The 24,156-nt window shown below is 38.4% G+C and carries 12 protein-coding genes, 2 tRNA genes and 1 pseudogene; 12 read left to right on the top strand and 3 right to left on the bottom strand.

The features are described 5' to 3' along the window. Positions 1 to 8: 8 nt before the first annotated feature. From ACRD69_RS04225 to ACRD69_RS04175, 11 genes are all read left to right on the top strand, one after another. Positions 9 to 1,802 (top strand): RagB/SusD family nutrient uptake outer membrane protein, encoded by a 1,794-nt coding sequence (locus ACRD69_RS04225; protein ID WP_430813816.1) that lies wholly within the window; start codon positions 9 to 11, stop codon positions 1,800 to 1,802. A gap of 118 nt (positions 1,803 to 1,920) precedes the next feature. Further along, positions 1,921 to 3,462, top strand: a complete 1,542-nt coding sequence (locus tag ACRD69_RS04220) for a sulfatase family protein (protein WP_430813815.1) — start codon at positions 1,921 to 1,923, stop codon at positions 3,460 to 3,462. 4 nt (positions 3,463 to 3,466) lie between these two features. Then, positions 3,467 to 5,980 (top strand): glycoside hydrolase family 2 TIM barrel-domain containing protein, encoded by a 2,514-nt coding sequence (locus tag ACRD69_RS04215; protein ID WP_430813814.1) that lies wholly within the window; start codon positions 3,467 to 3,469, stop codon positions 5,978 to 5,980. A gap of 98 nt (positions 5,981 to 6,078) precedes the next feature. Then, positions 6,079 to 7,740 (top strand): hypothetical protein, encoded by a 1,662-nt coding sequence (locus tag ACRD69_RS04210; protein ID WP_430813813.1) that lies wholly within the window; start codon positions 6,079 to 6,081, stop codon positions 7,738 to 7,740. A 52-nt stretch (positions 7,741 to 7,792) separates the two neighbouring features. Next, the gene (locus tag ACRD69_RS04205) at positions 7,793 to 9,193 is read left to right on the top strand and encodes a hypothetical protein (RefSeq protein WP_430813812.1); all 1,401 of its coding nucleotides are present in this window, start codon (positions 7,793 to 7,795) and stop codon (positions 9,191 to 9,193) included. A gap of 75 nt (positions 9,194 to 9,268) precedes the next feature. Next, complete coding sequence (locus ACRD69_RS04200; RefSeq protein WP_430813811.1) at positions 9,269 to 10,315, top strand: T9SS type A sorting domain-containing protein; 1,047 nt, start codon at positions 9,269 to 9,271, stop codon at positions 10,313 to 10,315. Between the two features lie 177 nt (positions 10,316 to 10,492). Beyond that, positions 10,493 to 13,090, top strand: a complete 2,598-nt coding sequence (locus ACRD69_RS04195; RefSeq protein ID WP_430813810.1) for a T9SS type A sorting domain-containing protein — start codon at positions 10,493 to 10,495, stop codon at positions 13,088 to 13,090. A 163-nt stretch (positions 13,091 to 13,253) separates the two neighbouring features. Next, complete coding sequence (locus ACRD69_RS04190; protein WP_430813809.1) at positions 13,254 to 14,906, top strand: hypothetical protein; 1,653 nt, start codon at positions 13,254 to 13,256, stop codon at positions 14,904 to 14,906. Positions 14,907 to 14,938: 32 nt separating this feature from the next. Then, complete coding sequence (locus ACRD69_RS04185; protein ID WP_430813808.1) at positions 14,939 to 17,290, top strand: arylsulfatase B; 2,352 nt, start codon at positions 14,939 to 14,941, stop codon at positions 17,288 to 17,290. Between the two features lie 541 nt (positions 17,291 to 17,831). Next, the gene (locus tag ACRD69_RS04180; RefSeq protein WP_430813807.1) at positions 17,832 to 20,075 is read left to right on the top strand and encodes an alpha-L-rhamnosidase-related protein; all 2,244 of its coding nucleotides are present in this window, start codon (positions 17,832 to 17,834) and stop codon (positions 20,073 to 20,075) included. A gap of 144 nt (positions 20,076 to 20,219) precedes the next feature. After that, positions 20,220 to 21,395, top strand: coding sequence for an aldose epimerase family protein (locus ACRD69_RS04175; RefSeq protein ID WP_430813806.1), 1,176 nt, complete (start codon positions 20,220 to 20,222; stop codon positions 21,393 to 21,395). A gap of 341 nt (positions 21,396 to 21,736) precedes the next feature. On the opposite strand, the gene ACRD69_RS04170 is transcribed toward ACRD69_RS04175, so the two are convergent. The 3 genes from ACRD69_RS04170 to ACRD69_RS04160 all read right to left on the bottom strand — a co-directional run bounded on the left by ACRD69_RS04170 (position 21,737) and on the right by ACRD69_RS04160 (position 23,466). Then, complete coding sequence (locus ACRD69_RS04170) at positions 21,737 to 22,951, bottom strand: phage integrase SAM-like domain-containing protein (protein WP_430813805.1); 1,215 nt, start codon at positions 22,949 to 22,951, stop codon at positions 21,737 to 21,739. A gap of 248 nt (positions 22,952 to 23,199) precedes the next feature. Then, positions 23,200 to 23,287: transfer RNA gene (locus ACRD69_RS04165), tRNA-Ser, on the bottom strand. A gap of 106 nt (positions 23,288 to 23,393) precedes the next feature. Next, positions 23,394 to 23,466: transfer RNA gene (locus ACRD69_RS04160), tRNA-Trp, on the bottom strand. A gap of 610 nt (positions 23,467 to 24,076) precedes the next feature. Between ACRD69_RS04160 and ACRD69_RS04155 the strand changes: the two are divergent. Then, a pseudogene (locus ACRD69_RS04155) lies at positions 24,077 to 24,156 on the top strand (DUF559 domain-containing protein); the annotation flags it as partial.

Raw genomic sequence — 24,156 nt, 5'->3', positions numbered from 1 at the left:
CAAATAAGATGAATAATCTATATAAAATATTTCTGTTTATTATATCCATTCACATCTTAACTTCTTGTGAAGATATATTAGATAAACAACCGCTCGATATTATGTCTGACGCCGTTGTGTGGGAAGACGAAGTGCTAATTGATGCCTACCTCACTGAGCAGTATGCCCAAATGTATGTATTTTCCAACGAAACGGGAGGGGATGACCATAGTGGTAACGGAGAACTGTGGTTTGCGCCTTATGTAGTCAACAATGTAAGTGACGAATGCAAAGCTAACTGGTGGAAAGGGTTAGGAATGCAAAAAAAATATGGGACATTAAATGTCACTGGAGGACTTTTAGAATGGTGGGAACAGGCCTATGTCATCAACCGTGCGCTTAATATTTTTATAGAAAAAATAAAGACGGCTCCAGTAAATGAAAATTTTAGAGTACAACGCAGTGCAGAAGCGCGTTTCCTTCGAGCATTCAATTATTTCTATTTAGTTAAGCGCTATGGTGGCGTGCCAATAATTACAGAAGCCAAAGGTATAGATGATGAAGGTATTTATGTGGAGCGAGACAAAGAACAAGATGTGTATGATTTTATTCTTTCAGAGATGGCTGCCATAAAAAACGACTTACCGGAAGCCAATTCAAAAGATGATTATGGAAGACCTACCCAATATGTAGCCTTAGCTTTGCGTTGTCGTGCTGCGCTTTATGCTGCTAGTATTGCCAAATACGGTACAATAAAACTTGAGGGGTTAGTTGGAATAGATAATGCAAAAGCTTCAGAATACTATCAAATGGCTTACGATGCCGCTTATGACATTATTAAGAGTGACAACTTTGAACTATACGATGAGCAAGAGGATAAAGCTGTGAATTTTCAAACTTTATTCCTGACTAAAAATAAAGAGGTGATGTTTGTAAAACAACACAACTCTCTAAATAAAGGAGATGGTGGAAATGGTTGGGCATACGATTTTATGCAAACCCCACTACCTAATGCTTGGGGTGGTGGTAATCAAGATGGCGTTTATCTCGAAATGGTCGAAGAGTTTGAATACCTTGACGGAACTCCGGGTAAACTAGATACCACTGAAATAAATGGTCATTTGTGGACAACTGATTTGCTTTGGAAAAATAAAGACCCTCGTTTTTTTGCCTCTATTTATACCATGAATACACTATGGAATGGTGCTCCAATTGATTGGCATTACGGCGTACGTGCTTTGGATGGGAGTTTGATTACCTCAGGTTCCTACGAAGGGGTGTTGGCTAATGGTAATCAACGTACCTCAAATGGAACAGGTTTTGGGGTGAAAAAATACCTGAAAGAAGGACATGATGTAATGACAGCTAGAGGTACTTCTGATCAAGCTTTTATTATGTTTCGCTATGGCGAGGTGCTTCTTAATTATGCCGAAGCTGCATTTGAATTGGGAGGCGAGATGGATGAAGCACTTTGGGCTGTTGATGAAATTAGGGCACGTGCAGGTATTGCCACACTTCAATCGATGGGCAAACCGATAACTCTTGAAGCAATTCGTCACGAACGAAAAGTTGAATTAGCTTTTGAGGGGCATCGTTATTGGGATTTACGCCGCTGGAGAACTGCTGAAAATGAATTATCAAGAACATTTTCGGGTTTAAGACATATTTATGATTATGCAACTGGTAAGCTAGAACTAATGGTTATAGAAAATGTAGATGGAGAGAATAATATTCCTGCCTTTTACGAACAAAACTATTATCTGCCAATTACAATAGCAAGAACCGGAATTAATCCTAATCTGATCGAAAATCCAGGATATTAGAGATTGCTCACGAAAAAACACATGCGATGTTATTCCCTAATCAGGAAGTTGGTTTTAGACCTTTTCTCGGGGAAAAATAAAATCAGTGTGAAGATTAATTCGATATAAAGATACAATAATGGGAAAAAATATTTTTATAAGTTTAGTTGTTGTATGTACAGTTTTACTTTCTGCCTGCAACACTGCAACACAAAATGAGGGGACTAAACCCAATGTGGTAGTTATTTACCTTGATGATTTGGGCTATGGTGATTTAAGCTGTTATGGAGCTACTGAATTACAGACCCCAAATATAGATGCCCTAGCTAATGGAGGTATTAGGTTTACTAATGGTTACGCATCATCAGCGACTTGTACACCTAGTCGTTACGCTTTATTGACAGGAGTGTATCCTTGGCGGAATAAAAGGGCTCAAATCTTACCTGGAACAGCCCCTCTTATTATCGATACCGCACAGGTTACTTTGCCAAAAATGTTAAAGGCACAGGGGTACCAAACTGCTTTGGTTGGTAAATGGCATCTTGGTCTAGGCACCGGCCATGTAGATTGGAATAAAGCAGTATCACCAGGCCCAAACGAAGTAGGTTTTGATTATGCCTATTACATGGCTGCCACACAGGATCGTGTACCAACCGTTTATTTAAAGGATGGTTTGGTTGAAGGACTGGACCCCAATGATCCGATTGAAGTGGATTACAATAAAAACTTTGAAGGTCAGCCAACAGGAAAGGACAATCCTGAATTATGCGATATGATGTGGCACCATGGGCACAATGCAACCATTGTGAATGGAGTACCCCGCATTGGCTATATGAAAGGGGGCGAAGCGGCTAAGTGGAGCGACGTAGATATGGCCGACCATTTTCTGGATAAAGCACAGGACTATGTGAAATCGCACAAAGACAAACCTTTCTTTTTGTATTATGCCATGCAACAACCCCATGTACCCCGAACACCGCATCCGCGTTTTGTTGGGAAATCAGGTATGGGCCCACGCGGAGATGTTATTCTGGAAGCAGATTGGTGTATAGGTGAGTTTATAAAAACACTTGAAAGGGAAGGAATTCTTGAAAATACCTTGATTGTATTTTCAAGTGACAATGGTCCTGTTTTAAACGATGGATATTATGATGATGCGGTAGAAAAACTAGGTAAACATATGCCTGCAGGACCTTTACGTGGAGGAAAATATAGTCTATTTGAAGCTGGTGCACGAGTGCCATTTATTACCTACTGGAAAGGTACCATTGAACCGGGAGAGTCAAATGCCCTGGTATGTCAGATGGATTTATTGGCTTCATTAGCAAAGTTATTAGGGACAGAAGAGTCGAATACTGACAGTCACGAACTAATTGAAGTGCTTTTAGGTAGAAGTTCTAATGGTCGGGAAGAGTTAGTGATAGAAGCTAATACTAGAACGGCATTGAGAAAAGGTGATTGGATAATTATTCCCCCCTATAATGGCAATAAAATTAATAAGTATGTCAATATTGAAACGGGTAATGACAATGTTTATCAATTGTATAATTTGAGAGAAGATATCGCGCAGCAAAATAATTTAGCCAATAGTCACCCTGAAAAACTGAAGGAGATGTTAGAGTCCTTTAAAGCTATCCGAGGAGAAAAATATTCAAAAGTACAGAAATTAGATTTAAAATAACATAATGACAACTTACGTAAGTAAACAGGTATCATATCTACTCTTTTGCATTTCAATAGTTTTATTGGTGGGATGTACTGATAAAGGGGTTGATAAAGTTTCAGGCGCTCAATTGTTTAACTTCGGGTGGAAATTCTACTACGGCGATATAGCTGAGGCTTCTAAGCCTGATTTTGATGACAGTCAATGGCGGGATATCAACTTGCCTCATGATTTTCAGATAGAGCAAGATTGGATTACCAAAGAGCAAGATTATAAGCTAAATAGCAAAACACCTGGCGATCCCAGAGGAAGTGCTTATGCACCTCGTGGCTTTAAACCCATTGGCACAGGCTGGTACCGCAAAACATTTGAGGCTCCACAAGCATGGAAAGGTAAGCGCATATTTGCCGATTTTGAAGGTATTATGTTAGTTGGTGATGTGTGGTTAAATGGCGTAAAGATTGGAAAAACCGATTATGGTTATGTGGGTTTTGAATGCAACATCACGCCATATATTAATTTTGACAAGCCCAATACATTTGCAGTTCGCGCCAGCACTATGGAGCAAGACAATGCTCGCTGGTACACTGGCGGTGGTATTTACCGTGATGTACACATCGTTCTAAAAGAAACAGTTGCTATAGCAAGACACGGTGTGTTTATCACCACCCCAGAGATCACTGCTGAAAATGCAATAGTAAACATACAAACAGAAATTGAAAACACAGAACTTGATACTAAAAATGTGGTGCTTGAAACAAAAATATTTGCACCCAATGGTATTGAGTTAGGCAGTATGCTTAATGAGCTTAACTTGGCACAAGGACTTAAAAAAGTAATGTCCAGATTTGATGTTAAGAATCCAGAATTATGGTCTTGTGAGTCACCTACGCTTTATACAGCTCAAGTTACTGTAAAATCAGATAAGCAGATACTTGATAAGCAAACGTACAATTTTGGTATTAGAAAGATTGAGTTTACGCCTGAACAAGGATTTTTGCTTAATGGGGAAAAGGTACTTTTTAAGGGTGTAAATATGCATCATGACTTGGGTGCTTTAGGAGCCGCTGTGTACGACAATGCTATCGAAAAGCGCTTTCAGTTGCTAAAAGAAATGGGATGTAATCATATCCGTACGGCACACAATCCCTATTCCGAATCCTTTTTAGATTTAGCAGACAAATATGGTTTTCTTGTCGTGAATGAAGCATTTGACAAATGGTACACACGCCTGACTGGAGGTCGTACTGAATTTCACGATTTATGGGAAAGGGAATTGACTGAATTTGTTAAGCGCGACCGCAACCACCCTTCTGTGGTACTGTGGAGCCTTGGTAATGAATTGACGAAACATCAAGTGCTTAATACTTGTCGCGAAAAAGACTGGGGAGTGACCATGTTTAAAAAGATGGATGCAGTGACAAAAAAACTGGATCCCACCCGAAAAACAACCGTGGGACACTATCCTGCGAGAGCTAATGGTATCTTATTTAATCAAAAAGGCTTTACAGAAAGTGATGCTCCTGCATTAGCAAAAGCATCAGATGTGGTGAGTTACAACTACACATGGGAAATGTTTGAAAAAGATGGCAAAGATTATCCCAATATGATTTTCTACCAGAGCGAAGCTCAAACACTTGATTTAGGGTACAACTTTTTCGGGATGAACCTTGACAAGGTGGTAGGTTTGGCCTATTGGGGAGCTATAGCATACCTTGGAGAAGGTGGCGTGTGGCCTTATAAAGGATGGGGAACCCGGGCGGTGATAGACTTATCGCTGGAAAAGAAACCTCAGTTCTATTTTATTAAAAGCTATTTTGATGATGAACCAGTGGTGCATATTAGCGTGTTTGAAAAAGAGGCCGAGTTGGAAAAATGGAGTGACGTTACACTTGGAATGCACCAAATGAGTGAGAACTGGAATCGTCCGGAGGGATCTAATGTAAATCTATTTACCTATACCAATGCTGATGAAGTAGAGTTGTTCCTGAATGGAAAATCGCTGGGAGTACAGAAAAATGATACTTCAGATTATAAGTGGAGTGGTAAAAAAGTACACATTGGTCATCTTAAAGGCAAAGGGGTATTTAAACGCAACCGTATCTATTGGCCAAATATAAAATACCAAGCTGGAACGCTAAAAGCCGTAGCTCGCAAAAACGGTCAGATAGTTGCCGAACATCAAATAGAGACTTATGGTAAACCTGTAGCATTAAAGCTTAGCATTGACAATGAAAACTGGGAAGCCGATGGATTGGATTTACAACATGTAAGGGTTTATGCGGTAGATGATAAAGGCAGAACCGTAGTCCATGCTGATGATATGATTCACTTTTCGATAGCAGGTGATGCCACTTTAGTGGCAGTGGATAATGGCGATATTACAAGTGAAGAGCTTCATGTTGACAATAAACGTACACTATACAACGGAAGTGCATTAGCTATCGTAAGAGCAGGTCTAAAAAAAGGAACTATCACCTTAAGGGCTGAGAGTAAAAACTTAAAAAGTGCAGAAGTTATACTGGAACTTAAATAAATAGTGAAGATGAAACGAGCCATGAGAAAAATTTCTCACACAGGGAAATCATTAATGGCGAGTTCCATCGAATACCTAAAATGTTTAAATATAATGAGATGAAAAATAAAATAACACTGTCGTTGATAAGTATATTAGCATCTATTGCTATTCTATGCGGAACAGCAAGTTGTGAAAAAGAAACTGGCGGAGTAACACCGCAACCTGAAAGCGGAACGCCTTTGGTATGGGGCTATGACAATGCCGGTTTTATTCCGGATACAGCTATGGAAGCAGAGCTTATCGATGAGTTTGGCATTAGCTTAGTGGTGTATCACTATTGGCCACGCAAGTGGGAAGGTGAAAATGAAAAAGTCTTGGGTGATTTGTCTGAGTTTTATGAAAACCACGATGTTAAATGGATAATAAATACCGAAAGGGCCAATTGGAAAGACTCTGAGTTTATTGATGGAGCAGGGAATGATTGGTATAACAGACCTGATGGCAGACACTATTGGATGTTCCCGGATCATATTCTGACCTTTTTATCTGGCTTATCGCATAAACCTGGCATTATGTATGATGAAGCCGGTCACATGCAAAATAGCTACAATACAGGAAGTCATAATGGAGGAAAACCTTATTTTCTTGACGCAACTCAGTTGTCTTCTATAAAGGAAGCCAGTGCTGCTTTTAGAAATAATGCTCGGGAAATAGCGAACAAATATCAAACCTATGGTATTGATGTATATAGTGAACATGTCTTCCCTATTCAGTTTCATAATTTAGCTGATGCCGGCTTTACTCCTGTTTCAAAAATTCTAAAGGAAGGGTGTATGCCTGCCTATATTGCTTGCGCTTTGGGAGCTGCCATCCAATATGGCAATCCCTTTTGGCTAACACCTGATTTGTGGGGAATGCCTGGTAATAATTACCCTGGGCACAGCACTGATGAGTATCGCTCTGCATTACAATTGGCATACCACATGGGAGTTGAGGGAATGTATACCGAAAATATTGGCTTTAATGGTTCAGGGTCAGGAGAAGGTCAAGGAAGCCTTATAAAAGTAAGTGATGACAAAAAAAGTTATGAAGTAACAGCTTATGGAGGTGTAGCCAAGTGGTTTAAAAATACCTATGTACCCAATAATCCTCGCTTCTATACGCACACTGATTTAAAACCCAAAACGGCCATTATCAGACAGGAAGATGCCTGTTGGGGCCAGGCTGATTCCTGGTTGAAAGATGGGTTGTATGGAAATCCAAACTTTACCAGCAATGCCACTACAGAAGCTTGGTTAGAAATATGGCATTTATTGTCCAATGGAGAAATACCGAAAGAGTCTATCAACTGGCATAATAACAGTGTTAAAGCTACCCCATATCAAATATTTCATCCGCTTGATGGTGTGGTAGTATTTGACGAAAAGGTTGGGGGTGAGCACCTAACAGATGTTGAGTTAATTTTCTTAACCGGTGTTGGAATCTCAGAATCTACATTAAACGATGTGCAAGCACGTGTACAACAAGGGGCAGTTTGTGTGTCGCTCTCAAGTCTGGCTCCTGCGGATATAGTGAGTCAAACTGGTAATAATGGAAGTGTATCCGATGGAACAGGGAAATGGGTGGTTACCGAATCATTCCTTTCTGATGAAGTCAAAACGGCTGTAGCCCCATTCCTTCCTGCCGAAAACTACATTCGTTACAAGTTTGGCGAAACCGAGGTGAAATTCAGACCATATAACGGCAATAATAATAAAATAAAAGTTGAAGTTAACTAGTAAGGCTTTAAAGTTATATCGTATCTATTATTTAAACTAAATCAATTATATGATGAAAAAAATATCAATGAAAGTGAAGGTTTTAGCAAATAGTAAAATCACACTAAAAGCCCTGGCAATGTTCATGATGTCAGTATTTCTTCTCAGTTGTGAAAAAGATACTATTGAGGAGGCTGGCATTGTTCCTCCTGTTAATGTAAATGCAACCTACAACGTAGAAACGAATGCTATTGATATCACATGGGATGTTGCAGAGGGGGCGACCATGTACAAAGTGTATAAGTCAACCACTGCAGATGGTGAATATACTTTATTGATCGCAACAGAACAAACTAACGCAACAGACGATACAGAACCCAACTTAGAAAATGGGACGTCTCGTTTTTATAAAGTAAAGTCTTTAAGAACTACTGCTGATGAAAGTGATTACAGCATAGCAGCCGAAGCAATGGTAGTTGGCAAAAGCATAGCTGCTCCTGAAAATTTATCGGGTAGTTTTACTCTTCAAGAAGGGGCAAGCCTATCATGGGATGCTGTTGAGAATGCTATAGGTTATGTAGTGTACAAGTCGGCGACCAAGAATGGTGAATTTTCTGAATTAGCTGAAGTGACGACCACTAATTATACAGATAGTGAAATACTTAATGCCGAAAAAGGTGCTGCTTTTTATTACCGAGTAAAAACCAAAGATGCAACAGCAGTGAGTGATTTCTACGCTGAAATAATGGTGCAACGAGCTAAAATTTTGGCCAGCGATAATTTTGAAGGCGCAACTCCAGCGTGGACAACATTTAACCAAAGCGGTGCCCCAATAGACTTTAATAATGCTATGGGGGGAAATAGTAACCTAACATGGGCTGAATCTGGCTCTTTGGTTATACATCCCGGATATAGTGCAGCAGGTGGCACACAGTGTTTGCAGTCCCAGTGGGGTGCTGTTGTTAATATCAATGGTTTTACTATCGAAGAAAATAAAACCTATCAGCTAGAGGTAATGGTACACCCTCATGCCGAAGAACAATGGGCAGGCATACACCTGTATACAAATGAATATCCTAATCTTTCAGATGCATTTAATGAGACCAGAGGTATTCGTATCCGCTTTGTTAAAACCGCTGACACACCTGACTTATGTGTTTCTGACCATTGGGTAGCAGGAGAAATGCAATCGACAGATATATATGGCGAAAATGATAATGCCGAAATTGACTATTATGTTGATGCTGTAAATGAAGCGGGTGCACCGGATTTTTGGGTGCCTGCGAGAATCGTTTTTACGGATAATGGCACTACGGTATCTGTTGATTACTATATCAATGATACAAAAGTTAAATCAGTTGACTACACCATTGAAGACAGAGGAAACAAAAAGATTAGTATCACTAATACTAACAAGCAGCCGGGAGATTTAGTGGCGAAATACGATAACGTTCGTATCAGTGAACTATTATAAGAATTTTTATCCCGGTCAGAGATTTTTCATTGCTCTGACTGGGTATATTTTAAATAACTAAAAAAATCTATTATTATGAAAAAAATCTACCTATTAGCATTTAATATTTGTTTTTCAACGCTATTATTTGCGCAGATTACAGGCATAGAAGAAGATGTAGTGCTTGGCAGTTATGATTTTGAAGGAGTTACTGCCTGGCAACAATTTAACCAAGCTGGTGCTCCTACAGCCTTTAATAATGCCCTGGGAGGATCCGAAAGTTACAATTGGGCTGCCTATGGGGGGCTTGCAGTTAATGCTTCGGCTGGTGCCGTTGGAGGTACTCAGTGTTTACAGTCTCAATGGGCAGCTGTTACTAATATTGAGGGATTTGTTATTGACCCCAACGAAATATACCAACTTGAATTTATGATACATCCCCGGGGAGGTTCAGGCTGGGCAGGTGTTCATTTATTTACATTAGATAGAGCCTCTGTTGGTGTTTTTAACGAGACACAAGGCATACGTCTTCGTTTTATTAATGCAGATGGAGGCGGCCTGGTGACCGATTATTGGCAAGGTGGAATGAGCACAGAAAATATCTATGGGATTAATGATAATACAGCGATTGACTATTACATAGATGGTTATGCTAATACAGACTATTGGATCCCTGTAAAAATTATCTTTACCGGGGAAGGTACTGTTGCTTCTCCTGTTAAGATCGATTATTATATCAATAGTGTATTAGTTAAGTCAAGTGAATATGTTATTGATAGCAGAGGTGATAATAGAATAGGGATAATGAATCATGGTTCAGATGCTGACCTTCCTAAGTACGACAACGTAAAAATCACTAAAATGAAATCTGTTGCTACTGCTATAGGTAATCTGGAACAACAAGATGTAAATGTTGCTGTTTATCCAAATCCAGCAATTGATTTTATTCAGATTAAATTGAATGGTGAGAAAAGTGCTAACCTTAGCTATAATATCTTTGATTTAACTGGTAAATTAATTGAATCAAGTGTTTTTACTGACAATCAAAAAATTGATGTGAGTTCATGTCAGCAAGGTGTTTATTATGTGCAGGTGTTGTCTGACAGCGTCGTGCTTAATACGTGTAAGTTTATAAAAAAGTAAGATAATAGCTTAAATACTTTACTTAAAACCCCAGTATTTCTAAAGGGATGCCCAAAGATTTATTGGGGTTTTTTTATTAGTATAAAAATTGTTTGCCAAAAATATCTCATAAATATGGTAACTGAAATTATGTTGCTGTATCTGAAATTCTTATAAATCTCTTAAGAACTTGTAATAATGAATAGAATATACCTCTTATTACTGAATATTTACCTTTCAACATTAATGTTTGCTCAGAACACTAGCACTTCTTTGTTATGGGGTTATGACAATGCCGGTTTTATTCCTAACCCCACTATGGAGGCAGAAATTATAGACGATTTTGGCTTTAATTTAGTGGTGTATCATTACTGGCCTGCAATGTACAAAAATGAAAATGAAAATAAATTAGGTAATTTATCTATATTCTATGAAGAACGAAATGTTAAATGGATTATCAATACTGAAAGGTCGAATTGGGGTGATGCATTTGTAGACCAAGATGGTTACGATTGGTATAATCGAGACGATGGTAGGCATTATTGGATGTTTCCAGATTACCTGTTGACTTTCTTTTCTGGTTTGTCACATAAGCCTGGTGTTATGTATGATGAAGCTGGGCACATGCAGAATCAAAAGCCAGGCAGTAATTATAACGGAGGAAAGCCTTTTTTTCTTGATGCTAGTAAAGTCGCCACTATAGAAGATGCAAGTGCTTCCTTTATAGAAGAAGCTCGTACTATAGTGAGTAAATACCAAAGCTATGGTCTTGATGTTTACAGTGAACATGTTTTTCCCATTCAGTTTCAAAATCTGGCTAACGCTGGTGTGACTCCAGTCTCTAAAATTCTAAAAGATGGATGTATGCCTGCATATATGGCTATTGCGCTAGGTACTGCTATACAATATAACAGACCATTTTGGTTAACCCCTGATTTGTGGAGCCCTGATGGGTATCCTGGGCATTCAAATGATGAATACAAGTCAGCTCTTATGATGGCTTATCATATTGGAGCCGAGGCAATATATACCGAAAACCTTGGTTACGATGGTGCTGGAGTCGGGGCTGGAAAAGGGAGTTTGATAAAAGTAAGCGACGATAAACTGTCTTATGAGTTAACTGAATACGGAGTTGCCGCAAAGTGGTTTAAAAACAGCTATGTGCCCAATAATCCTCGCTTTTACAAGCACACGGATCTAAAACCTAAAACGGCTATTATCCGACAAGAAGATGCGTGTTGGGGACAGGCCGATTCATGGCTGGGTGATGGCTTGTTTGGCAACCCGAACTTTTCTAGCAATTCTGTTACTAGCGCTTGGCTGGAGATATGGAACTTACTTTCCAATGGAAACATCCCTAAAGAGTCAATCAACTGGCATAATAATAGTGTTAAAAGCACCCCATATCAAATATTTTATCCATTAGATGGTGTAGTGGTATTTGATGAGAAGGTAGGTGGTGAGCATCTTACAGGCGTTGAGTTAATTTTCTTAACTGGTGTTGGAATCTCTGAATCCACATTAACAGATGTTCAAGCACGTGTTCGGCAAGGAACTTTGTGTATATCCTTACCACACTTGGCTCCCACTGATATATATACGCAAACAGGTAATAATGGAAGTGTAACAGATGGCCAAGGGCAATGGATTGTTTCAGAATCGTTCCTTTCCGATGAAGTTAAACAGGCTGTAGAACCATTTCTTCCTCAGGAAAACTATATACGCTATCAATTCGGAGAAACTGAAGTTCAATTTAGGCCTGTAAATGGAGATAATAATAAAATCATTGTTCAGATAAACGAATCGATAGATCCAGGCATACAAGATGTAGTGCTTGGCAGTTATGATTTTGAAGCAGTAACCGCTGAGACAACATTTAATCAAACTGGTGCTCCTACATACTTTAATAATGCCTTGGGAGGAACTAAAAACTACAATTGGCCGGCCTATGGGGGGCTTGCTGTAAATGCTTCAGCTGGTGCCATTGGTGGTGCTCAGTGTTTACAGTCTCAATGGGCTGCTGTTACTAATATTGAAGGTTTTGTAATTGATCCCAAAGAAATTTACCAGTTGGAATTTATGCTTCATAATAGAGGAGGAAGCGGTTGGGCTGGTGTTCATTTATTTACGATTGATAGAGATCCTGTTGGTGTTTTTAACGAAACACAAGGCATACGTCTCCGTTTTATGAACGGAAGTGGAGGCTATCTGGTAACCGATTATTGGAAAGATGGAGCTAAACAGGAAGATGCTATTTATGGGGCTAATGATAATGCTGAGATCGACTATTATGTGGATGGTTATGCTAATGCAGATTATTGGATTCCTGTGAAAATAATCTTTACCGGAGAAGGTACTGTAGCTTCACCTGTAAAAATAGACTATTACATTGATGGTACACTTGTCAAGTCAGGCGAATATGTCATTGATAGCAGAGGTGATAATAGATTAGGGATAATGAATCATGGTTCAGATGCAGACCTTCCTATGTACGACAATGTAAAAATCACTAAAATGAAATCTGTTGCAACAGCTATAGGTAACATGGAGCAACAAGATGTAAATGTGACTGTTTATCCAAATCCAGCAACTGATTTTATTCAGATTAAATGGGATGGAGAGAAGAGTGCTAACCTTCGCTATAACATTTTTGATATGACGGGTAAATTAATTAAGTCAAGTGCCTTTTCTGACAATCAAAATATTGATGTGAGTTCATGTCAGCTTGGTGTTTATTATGTGCAGGTGTTATCTGACAATGTAGTGCTTAATACGTGTAAGTTTATAAAAAAGTAAGATAATATCTTAAAAAATATATTTCCTCCGCTTTAGGTTTCTTGATAGTTATCCATGTTTAGAAGGGGCTATTCTTTATAATTGAAACGACAGGGTTAGTTGCGTCAATGTGCTAAAAATCAAGTTAAGGGATATTGGTTAATCATTATTATAAATGAGTAAGATGAATAAAAATAAGAAGATACAGAGTTACTTTATAGTAATGTTTATGCTACTCTTTTTATTTGGATGCAATGGGAATAAGGGTACAACAAAAAAAGCATTACCAAGGATCATAGGTACACCTTTGGCTTGGGGGTATGATAATGCTGGTTACTTGCCCGGTAGTGAGTTAGAAGCGGAGATTTTAAAAGACTTCGGGTTTGATTTTGTGGTTTATCACTACAAACCACAAAAGTCCGGAAATAAGTTAGTATTGGATAGCTTGTCTAAATTCTATGACAAGCACGGTATTCAATGGATAATCAACACTGAAAAGGCCAATTGGAAAACATCTGAGTTTGTTGATGCAAAAGGGAATGATTGGTATAACCGTCCGGATGGCAGACACTATTGGATGTTTCCGGATCATATTCTGACCTTCTTATCAGGTTTGTCGCATAAACCGGGCATAATGTATGATGAGGCCGGTCACATGCAAAATATGAAAATCGGAGCAAATTATAATGGAGGTAAACCTTATTTTCTAGATGCCAATCAACTTACTTCTGTAGAACAAGCAAGTGTAGCTTTTACAGAGGAAGCGCGTAAAGTTGCTGATAAATATAGCCGTTATGGGCTTAATGTCTACAGTGAACATGTCTTTCCTATTCAGTTTCATACTTTAGCTAATGCCGGTTTTACTCCTGTTTCAAAAATACTTAAGGACGGTTGTATGCCTGCATATATGGCTATTGCGTTAGGTACTGCTATACAATATAACAGACCATTTTGGTTAACCCCAGATTTATGGAGTCCTGATGGGTATCCTGGGCATTCAAATGATGAATACAAGTCAGCTCTTATGATGGCTTATCATATGGGAGCCGAGGCAATATATACCGAAAACCTTGGTTACGATGGTGCTGGAGTCGGAGCTGGCAAAGGGAGTTTGATAAAAGTAAGCGACGATAAACTGTCTTATGAGTTAACTGAATACGGAGTTGCCGCAAAGTGGTTTAAAAACAGCTATGTGCCCAATAATCCTCGCTTTTACAAGCACACGGATCTAAAACCTAAAAAGGCTATTATCCGACAAGAAGATGCGTGTTGGGGACAGGCCGATTCATGGCTGGGTGATGGCTTGTTTGGCAACCCGAACTTTTCTAGCAATTCTGTTACTAGCGCTTGGCTGGAGATATGGAATTTACTTTCCAATGGAAACATCTCTAAAGAGTCAATCAACTGGCATAATAATAGTGTAAAAAACACCCCATATCAAATATTTTATCCATTAGATGGTGTAGTGGTATTTGATGAGAAGGTAGGTGCTGAGCATCTTACAGGCGTTGAGTTAATTTTCTTAACTGGTATTGGAATCTCGGAATCCACATTAACAGATGTTCAAGCATGTGTTCGGCAAGGAGCTTTGTGCATATCCTTACCACATTTGGCTCCCACTGATATATATACGCAAACAGGTAACAATGGAAGTGTAACAGATGGCCAAGGGCAATGGATTGTTTCAGAATCGTTCCTTTCCGATGAAGTTAAACAGGCTGTAGAGCCATTTCTTCCTCAGGAAAACTATATACGCTATCAATTCGGAGAAACTGAAGTTCAATTTAGACCTACAGATGGAGATAATAATAAAATCAGTGTAAATATTAATAAATAAAAGCTGAAATGAGGTTTATAAGTATATTGGCATTGTTTCTTTCAACAATACACATAATAGTTGCTCAAAAGCAACCCAACATTATTTTTATCCTTGCTGATGATATGGGTTACTCCGATATGAGTTGGCAAAGCTCAGTAATTGAAACCCCCAACCTTGATAGGTTGAAATCCGAAGGATTGTTTTTGGAGCGCCATTATACTCAGCCCCAATGTACCCCAACACGGGTTTCATTTTTAACAGGTAACTATCCATATCGTTATGGTTTGCACGAGCATATTGTGTTGCCATACTCTTATACAGGAATACCCGGAGAGGAAAAAACGATTGCTGAAAAGATGAAGGAGGGTGGTTACAAAACAGCCATTGTAGGAAAATGGCATGTTGGAGGTCGAAAGCAATCCTTTCTTCCACATCATCAAGGATTTGATCATTCCTTTGTTTGCATCAACGGAAGTATATCTTATTGGAATTACACTCATGGTGGTAAAAGTGATATGATTCGCAATGGAAAGAAAATATATGCTCCTTCTATGGTAAATAAAGAGGAGTCAGGCAATAGGTATTCCACTTATATGTTTGCCGACGAAGCTGTTGACTTGATCGACAATCACGACAAAAAGCAACCGCTTTTTATGTATCTCCCGTTTACGGCACCTCATCATCCTTTGGATGCTCCACAAAATAAATTAGACAAATACCCCTTAGATCAAATAGAAGATTACTGGGCTGGCATGGAAGCAGAAAAAGGGCGTACAGCCAAAACCAGACAGTATTATATGGCTATGGTCGATGCTATGGACGAAGCCATTGGTAATGTGCTCGGTGCATTGGAAAAAAATGGAATGAAAGAAAATACCCTTATTGTTTTTACAAGTGATAACGGTGGAATTATTGAAGCAGACAATAGACCATTGCGAAGCATTAAAGGGGATGCTTTTGAAGGAGGTATCCGCACGCCAGCTATAGTGTTTTGGCCGGGCAATGTCAAGCCAAATTCAAAAAGCAGCGAGTTGATACACGTTAGTGACTGGTATTCAACGTTTGCTGACGCAGCGGGGATTGAGTATAAAAATGAAGACTTAGATGGTACTTCCGCTTTGAATATCATAAAGGGAGGAAAAGGGAATCGTGACCATATAGCTATTATATCTGAACAGCGCCATGCATTAATTAATGATAATTATGCCTTGGTTGGCAACAGTAATAATTATCTGCGGTCAATGAATAACGAATTGAACAGTTTCCGGCTTTACGATATTGATTCGGATGTAACACAAACTAAATCGATTCATGATTCTCAAGATGAGAAGGCGCATATGCAAGAACAGTTATTGGCATATTTCCCTAAAGTTAATCGGGGAGACTTTAATTGGGATATTAAATATGCCAGGTATAGGAAAGAGAAAAAGACTTTTGACCACAGCTATGACAACGTTATTAATGATTTACCGGAAATTGATATTAACAATGCAGGAAATAAGACCAAAGTCACTTTATCACCCGCTTGTGATAAACTAGTTTATAAATTGCAGGGGACTCAAGATGGGAAAAATTGGAATAATTTGGGTGAATATGTTTGTCGTGAGAACGCAGAAGCATACACTTTTCCTGCTCTGCCCAAAGATAAAATAATAGTAGAGTACCGTGTATTAACAGATATGCACTTCGGTTTACCTATACACGATAGTTTCTCTGCAGATAAAGGCTATAAAACTGGAGACTCATTTGCCGGGACTGTCGATCGCCTCCCTAACATAGCTGGTTTTTTAACCAAATCTGATGTAGCCGGAGGTGAGAATATAAGAATTATTGACAAAAGCTTGAAATATAAGGCTTACCCTCAAAAAGGGGGCGCTTTAAACCTCAAAAGCACAAATAAAATCCCAGAGGTTTATCTTACCAGGTATTTTCAGGAACCACTGAATACAGGAAAGGTATATTTAGCGATGTTATTACAATATCAAGCCTTAGAATCAGAAAGTACGGCGCAAATTAACTTTTTAGTGCAAAACGGTTGGGGAGGAAACAGCGAAAAGCAGGTTTCTTTATCCATTCAAAATGATGCTATTTACTGCAATCAGGTTGATGTGCCTAATTATGAAAAGAATGAGAGTTGGCTGGCAAATTATCACAACGAAGTAATGCATGTTGTCTTTGAGTTTGATTTGGGAGCAACAGGTCAAGACAAGTTGAACATCTTCATCAATCCTGAAAAAGGCCCAAAAATGGAAGCAACTGCTTCTTATTTTGGAGAGTTCACCTTCGATAGATTACAGTTTAAAGTTGCCGGTCGACCAGGAGGTGATTTAACTGTTGATGATTTGAAAATAGGCCGAAGTTTCAAAGATGTTTGGTTTTATAATGAAACCGCAACTAAATGAATGATGCTAAATAAGGGAAAATTAGTGTTCGGTAAAAAGTTACTTACAGAGCGTTAGGGGGAAATCAGTGATGGTGATTCCTCACTTCTAAGTATCCCCACAAAAAAAGAAATATAACAGTAGATGTTTAATACTTAATCATAATGAAAAGACATTCAGAATCCAATACTATAGATGCAATTAGTTTGCATTTTACAGATGGGTCCTCTAGAATATATACGAGCAAAGAACTAGCGATATTGATCTATGATTTAAATTTAGATATTTCACTGCTATTTGCAGTAGTTAATTTAATGAATCGATCCTCGCCTCTGATCATTCGCGATGTTCAAAAGCTTTTATATTTTTTAGGTTTAAAATTTTGAACACAAATGTTTGCTAAAAAGGTTTAAGTGTAGTTGGCTGATAATCATTAATGAAGACAAATGCAAGTACCAAAATTGCTATTCCCCAATATATAGTGGGCTTATTTATGAAAATGAAAAATCATAAACTATTGGGTTTACCAGACAACAATGAAAAAGGATATAAAAATAAAAAAATGAGAATAATAATTTTAATACTTCTAAGCTTTATAGGCTTGCATGTTTCTTCACAGGATAATACGTGGAAAGCCCAGTGGATAACTCAAGTTGAGCAACAAAACGAAACCAATAACTGGACGGCTTACCAAAAAACATTTCAGTTGGAAAATGTACCAAATGAGGCTTTGGCCAAAATAGCTTGCGATTCTAAATATTGGATGTGGATAAATGGAGAGTTAGCAGTTTTCGAAGGCCAGGTTAAACGTGGCCCCTCACCAAAAGATACTTATTACGATGAAGTAGATATTGCCCCTTTCTTAAAGCGTGGAGAGAATATGATTTCTATTTTAGTTTGGTACTTCGGGAAAGATGGATTTTCTCATAACAGCAGTGGTAAGGCTGCGTTAATTTTTGATTGTCAGGCACAGGGATTTGAATTACTCTCAGATGTGAGTTGGCAAGCTACTATCCGTCGAGAATTTGGAACTGCAGGACTTCCTTTGCCCAATTTCAGACTGCCTGAATCAAGCATCCGCTATGATGCTCGTTTAGGGAATTTTGATTTTACAAAATCTAAGATGTGGGGACGCACCCGTTCTTTGGGAACACCTCCAACAGCCCCATGGAATAATTTGGTCAAACGACCTATTCCTCTATGGAAAGATTTCGGGGTGAAAAGCTATGAGAATGAAATGGCATTCCCTTTTGTCAGCTCAGGAGATACCATTGTTTGCGAACTTCCGTATAATGCTCAGGTTACCCCATATTTTAAAGTTGAAGCTAAAGAAGGTGATGAAATTATCATTTTTACCGATCATTACTATGGAGGTGGACATCCTAATGTAAGGGGTGAATACATTACCCGAGACAGAATACAGGAGTATGAAAATCTGGGCTGGATGAATGGCCAGAAAGTCAATTACATCATTCCGGAAGGGATTAAAGTGCTGGATCTAAAGTATAGAGAGACTGGTTATAATACTGAGTTTACAGGAAGTTTTAATTGTAATGATGATTTTTATAATCGTTTGTGGTCAAAAGCTCTCCGTACGCTTTATGTAACCATGCGCGATACTTATATGGATTGTCCCGACCGTGAACGGGCTCAATGGTGGGGTGATGCAGTGAACGAAAGTGGAGAAACTTTTTATGCCCTTGATACGAAGAGTCATGGTCTAACTAAAAAAGGGATATTGGAATTAATTAACTGGCAACGTGAAGATAGTACTTTATTTTCACCAGTGCCTGCCGGAAACTGGGACAAGGAATTACCGGGACAGATGTTAGCCAGTATTGGTTATTACGGGTTTTGGAATTATTTTATGAACACAGGAGATACTGCTTCTATTGAACACGTTTATGATGGAGTTAAGCGTTATATAGATATTTGGGAACTGGATGAAAATGGGGTGCTCGTTAAGCGGATGAATGAAGCTGATAGTAAAGGTTGGTACTGGGGCGATTGGGGTACCAATGTAGATAAAGACCTATTGATGAATGGATGGTATTACCTGGCATTAAAAGGTTATAAGAATATGTCTGAACTACTTGGTAAGAGCAGTCAGGCAGCATGGGCAGAAAAGCAAATGAGTAGCTTTAAAGTTGCTTTTAATAAAACCTTCTGGAAAGGTAGCGAATACCGATCTTATAATTATAAAGATGATACAGATGACCGTGGACAGGCGCTTGCGGTGGTAGCAGGATTAGCTGATGGTGATAAGTATAATGCCATCTATAAAGTATTGCAATCGCAGGAGTACTCGAGTCCTTACATGGAGAAATACGTTTGTGAAGCTTTGTTCCTAATGGGCCAATCAGAATATGGTTTAGAGCGCTTGAAAAAACGCTTTCAACCTATGGTTGACAATACAGAATATTCCACGTTATTTGAAGGCTGGGGTATAGGAAAAGAGGGCTTTGGGGGAGGCTCTACAAACCATGCCTGGAGTGGTGGCGGTTTAACCATTCTATCACAATATGTTTGTGGATTATATCCTATAGAAGCTGGTTGGAAAAGCTTTATGGTAAAACCTGAACTTGCCGGTCTGAAATATGCCGAAACCGCAAACGAAACAATAGCCGGTAAAGTATCAGTGAAAATAACTAAAATAAAGCACGGATTGGAGATGGAGCTATCAGTGCCTCAAGGAAGTGAAGCTGTAGTGTATGTTCCTGAAAAATATAAGAAGGTAATAATTAATGGTAAAAGAGTTTCTACAAAAGAAAAGGATGGAGAATACGCTTTGTATCGTGTAAAATGATGGTGTATTTCTTAGTAGTGTGTACTAAATTAGTATCAAAATCGGAGATTTAGCGCAACCTTTTATTAATAAATTCATTAGGTTCTGCAATTGCCCTTTTCTCCATTTTACTTGAATGGACAATTGTATTAAATAGATTATCAAATGACAATTCTAAGCAAAACTCTTTGCATCAATGTGCTCATATTATTTTACGCATTATTTATTCAGTGTGCCGTAATTGGATCTAAATCTAAAAATACAACTTCTTTAAAATCCGATGAAACTCCACAAATCAAAAAGGAGCTGTTTGGGTCAACTAGAAATGGACAATCTGTAGAAAAATACACGTTGACAAATAGATTAGGTATGCGTATTGAAGTAATTAATTATGGTGGAATTATTATTCGATGGACTGCACCAAATAGAGATGGGGTTTATGAAGATGTTGTTTTGGGGTATAATTCATTAGAGAAATATATTGAAAGCAACCCATATTTTGGTGCTATTGTGGGTCGATTTGCCAATAGAATTGCACATGGAAAGTTTAGTTTGGAAGGGAAAGAATATAGTCTTGCTCAAAACAACGGTTCCAACCACTTACATGGCGGATTATCGGGTTTTGACAAAGCGATTTGGGAAGTGGAGTGCCTAAAAAACGAAAACGGAATTCAACTAAGTTACACGTCCAAAGATGGAGAAGAAGGCTATCCGGGAAATCTATTCGTAACAGTAACCTATGTGCTCACAGACGACAATACCTTAAAAGTGAAGTACAGAGCACATACAGACATAACCACCGTAATCAACCTTACTCAGCACAGTTATTTTAACCTTTCTGGAGATTTTTCAAAGCAAATATTGGATCATGAGCTGTATCTTAACGCAGATCAATATCTGCCCTTAGATAATACAAATATTCCCATAGGAAACCTTCAAACGGTTGCAGATTCCCCGTTTGATTTCAGAACTCCTAAAATAATTGGTAGAGACATCGAGGCTAAAAACGACCAAATTACGATCGGTAATGGATACGACCACTGTTGGGTGATTAACAACCTAAACAAAAAAATTGTCAATGCAGCTGAAGTATATCACCCTGAGAGTGGAAGAGTGATGGAAGTTTATACAGATCAACCGGGAATCCAGCTCTATACCGCCAATTATCTGAATAACAAACTAGCTTCAAAAATGGGTGGTACCTATGGGGCAAGGAGTGGCTTTTGTTTAGAAACACAGCATTTTCCCAACTCTCCTAACGAACCTAGTTTTCCAACTACAATTTTACAACCCGGTGAAACGTTCACTAGCGAAACCTGGTTTCAGTTTTCTGTAAAATAACAACGTTAAGCACAAACGAATCTAATACCATAGTAAAATCTTCTGGACGAATCAATCTAATTTTCGAACATATTGATTAGAATGGTGGGCATGTTTTATCGGCTGCCAATGACCGTAGAGTCAATATATTGTTCCTAAAAAAAGTCAAACCCAAGATGAAAGCCTAAATTGGAAAAAGCGCTGAAGTTGGTTCTTCGTTTAGAGCGGTCAACATCACCGTTATTTCCACTTAGGATTAATTAAGCCTAAAAAGAATTGCTTATGTCATTATTGTATTGGCATAAACAATTCCTTATTTTGAAGAATATCAGTAAATAAAGGTAATTTTTCTGAAATTATAGTTAATACAAATCCTTAATCTTCTCCATATTCTTTTGAATCAAAGCTTCCGTTGTTCTCGCATAGCGCTGAGTCATTTTGGTGCTGGAATGGCCTAAAGTTTTTGATACTACCTCCAAAGGCATATTATTTTCCAAAGCTACAGTTGTTGCAAAAGTATGCCTGGCAGTATGTGTTGATATGGGTTTATCAATACCACATATGATTCCAATTTCTTTCAAGTACGCATTCATTTTTTGATTGCTGAGAACGGGAAGAACTGCACCTTTTTCAATAAGTTCCGGTTCGTATTCATACTTTGCTACTAGCTTTTTGGCAGCCTCAATAACAAAGATGGTACTCATTTGATCGGTTTTGGTACGTTTTTTATGAATCCAGGTAATTCCGTTTGTATCAGTTGTAATATGTTCTCGTTTTAAGGACTTTGCATCTGAGAAGGCTAATCCGGTAAAACAACAAAACACAAAAACATCACGAACTTGTCTTAAGCGTTCTATGCTTATTTCTTTATTGATAACTGTATCCAACTCCTCTTTGGTGAGATAGATGGCATCTACTGGCTTCAGTTTGAATTTAATGGTAGCAAATGGATCTTTCTTCATCCAACCATTAGCCAATGCAATGCGAACAATTTTTTTGAAGTTTTTCAGATACTTAATGGCAGTGTTGTGGGCACATTTACGCTCGGTTTTTAGGTATAACTCATAATTGCGTATAAACTGATGATTCAGGTCTTCCAACGTCATATCTTCACGTTTGTATTGCCAACGAATAAAATCTTTGGTATGCATATAGCAGGTTTCGTAGCGTTGAACTGTATCAGGAGCGAAGTCTATGCCAATTAGCTTTCTGGCATTGTCGTTATGTTCTTGGAATATTTTTAGGATAGTGCGCCTGGTTTCTTTTTTGCCAACAATCTTCTCTTTAATAATTCTGGGAGATACTTGTTGGTTGTCCATAATGAGAAAATCAAAGTAAGATTTAATCTTTGAAGAGTGAAGCTCTATTAGCTGATTAACTTCCTGTGATTTTTCAGAACTACCTTTTGCTAATTGTTTTGTTTCGTTCCACTGTTTAGGTAGAATACTTTTCTTTAAGGCGTACTCATCCCTTTCTTTGTTAATGATGATTCTAACGAAGATTGGAGCTTCTCCGTTTTTAAGCAATTTTGTCTTCTTGATAAAGAAGTTGATTTTGATGGTCTCAAGTCCACTCATAATAATAAATTTTTTGTGTTAAAATTATTTTTATGAGTCCATTTTGTAACGATTCAAAACCGAGTAATACAGTGCAATGCAGAGCTTTTATAACCGTTTCTGGTGGACTAAAATGAGGACTTTTTAAGTCCACCAGAAGTCCACCCAAAAACTGCGTTTTTTTGCATCTTTTTGCAAAATATTGCGCATTAAAAAACCCTGTAAGTGTTGACTTACAGGGTTTTACTTTAAATTGCTTTCGCACTCAGCGGAGAGAGGGGGATTCGAACCCCCGGTACACTTGCGGTGTACACACGCTTTCCAGGCGTGCACAATCGGCCACTCTGTCACCTCTCCAATATGAACAGCAAATATAATAACTTATACCATTTAAACTAATAATGTTTTATTGGTTAAACTCATTGCCTGAAACAAAAAATCCCGACCGAAGTCAGGATTGTTGCACGGGAGGAGCGACTCGAACGCCCGACACCTGGTTTTGGAGACCAGTGCTCTACCAACTGAGCTACACCCGTATGTTTTATTGATGCACTGCCTTTGTCAATGCGGATGCAAAAATAGGAGAATAATCATTAAAACAAATGTTTTTTTTAAGAAAAAACCACTGCCTCTCGCATATGTTCTGGTAATTAGAGGGTTTAATTTTTTATAAATTCTATTCCTGCTTCGTTTTAATAAATCCACAGTCCTGCAATTGATCTCTTAAAGGCATTGATTACAAATTCTCAAAGAGTTTAAACTACAGATTTTACTGATTAAATCCTTCAGAATCGATGTGCTGTAAATTAAGGAATTAAAGGATCGTAATGGCTGGTCATTATTTGCTGCCAAGCTGTAAATAGCAGGCTGTAGGTCTGCCATATCATAGTCCGGGGCAAAGCGCACGAGTGTTCGAAAAGATTCAAACATTCACATATATAGTGTTTTGCAAGCTGTAAATCAGCTCTCCTCCTGGCAAGGAGGAGTACCTCGACGAAGGAGAGGGGAGGTGGTTTTAAGTCATTTTTATAAATTAGTTTTCAACAATATAAGAAAGATATGAAAAGTAACCGGCCAGAAATGATTTATAGGAGAAAACTATTGAGAAACAGAGCAACTCCAGCGGAATGAGAACTTTGGAATTACCTTAAAGGAAAAAGAATATGCAATCTGAAGTTTAGGCGACAACATTCTATTGGGCAATACATTCTGGATTTTTATTGTCC

This window comes from Carboxylicivirga agarovorans (assembly GCF_050589845.1).
GTDB classification, from domain to species: domain Bacteria; phylum Bacteroidota; class Bacteroidia; order Bacteroidales; family Marinilabiliaceae; genus Carboxylicivirga; species Carboxylicivirga agarovorans.
This window is presented reverse-complemented; position numbering and strand designations above follow the sequence as displayed.